This is a genomic window from Colwellia sp. TT2012 (assembly GCF_001440345.1).
Classification (GTDB): domain Bacteria; phylum Pseudomonadota; class Gammaproteobacteria; order Enterobacterales; family Alteromonadaceae; genus Colwellia.
In genome coordinates this window covers 1-1,565 of sequence record NZ_LJYX01000048.1, presented here as the reverse complement: position 1 = coordinate 1,565, position 1,565 = coordinate 1, and the positions used below count along the sequence as shown (strand labels likewise).

At 33.8% G+C, this 1,565-nt stretch carries 1 protein-coding gene; it reads right to left on the bottom strand.

Features of this window, described 5'->3' with window-relative positions; genetic code table 11:
• Nucleotides 1-118: 118 nt before the first annotated feature.
• Nucleotides 119-1,565, bottom strand: a 1,447-nt coding sequence (locus ASU03_RS18525; RefSeq protein WP_057833245.1) for a serine hydrolase domain-containing protein, incomplete at its 5' end; no start/stop codon positions are given.

Sequence of the window (1,565 nt, the reverse complement as noted above, 5' to 3'; positions counted from 1 at the left end):
TAACGCCGCATTAAGCGGCAAAAAATTGTTGGTTATAATGTAGAACGGAGTGAAAACAACCAACTATTTTTTGTCCGTTTGAATGCCTTGTTAAGTGGTTTTATCACCAGCAATATGACTATTTCACTATTTCAGATGAAACCATGTCCATTATTTTATCTGAATTATTATCATTACCTGATAAATTACGAGGATTAGATGTTGTAACAATAGTCATTGATAAAGATGGAATATTAATAATATATTGCCCACCAAAACCTGCTGCTCTATAAGCTTCAAACCCATTTACATTCCATTTTTTCCATAAATATCCATAAGTATCTATTGATGAAATTTTACTTAAAGGATGGTCTCCTTTTATGGATTGCTTAATCCAAGTTTTGCTGATGATTTGTTTGCCATTAAACTCCCCATCATTAAGGTATAAAACACCTAACTGTAACATCTCTCTTGGTGTCATAAACATATCAGACCCGCCCATATATATGCCATCAAAGGTTTTACGCCATGTAACGCCTTTAATATTTAGAGGATGAAATAGGAATTTATTCGCAAAACTCAAAACATCCATTTTAGTAACTTTAGTGAGAATAGCAGTTAATAGATGCGTTTGAGGGGTCGCGTAAGCGTACCGTTCACCCGGTGTATGAGCTAATGGTAGGGCAAAAATAGCTTTCACAGAATCTTGTGCATCCCAGATTGGATGTTGCCCTGGTAGGTAAAAATCCATTTCATTATATTTAAATCCCGCACGCATACTTAATAAGTGCCGAATAGTGATATCATTTAAACGACTGTCCATTGCTGGATTTACATATTCTGGCAATATATCCAATACTCTATCGTCGATACTGTTTAACAAGTTTTTATCTAACGCAATTCCTACCAGCATTGAAATAACAGATTTACTAGCTGATTTTATATTGGCCACATAATTTTCATCAAGACCGTTAAAATAATTTTCTGTAACAACATTGCCTTTTTCATAAACAAGTACTGAATTTAAAAAGGGAAGCTGATTAGAATATTTTTCTAATTGTGCTGATTTTTCATTATCTAGCGCAGAAATTGAAGTGATATACTTTTCAAGTTCAACGTTTACAGGATTAGTTGAATATGCAGAAGATGAAACTCTGGGGGCGACACTGATCCGTTTAAGTTGTACTTTATTAACACTGTCAGGCCAAATTAATTTTGCTTCGATTAATTTACCACCATGCTTTAAAAGACCCTCCAACTTTGCGCCAATGGTAGAGAAGTATAATGAAACATTGTTGGAATCTACGGTAATTAAAGCAGGTATTTCCATCCAACCATCATCAGGTGAATCCATAAATGCGATCAATTTAAAATCTTCATTGCGCTTAATTGTTATTACTAGCCTTTTAGTTGTTCCGTGATCATCAATCGAAGTTTGCCAGATCCCTTCAACAAGTACATTGGCTTGACTAGTAATAGATATAAATGAACTAAACAACAATATATACAGTTGAGTAAATATTATTTTCATTAAATTCCCTTTTAAAGTTTTAATTATGCCGAAGTCTGCAAAACCATTTAACGCC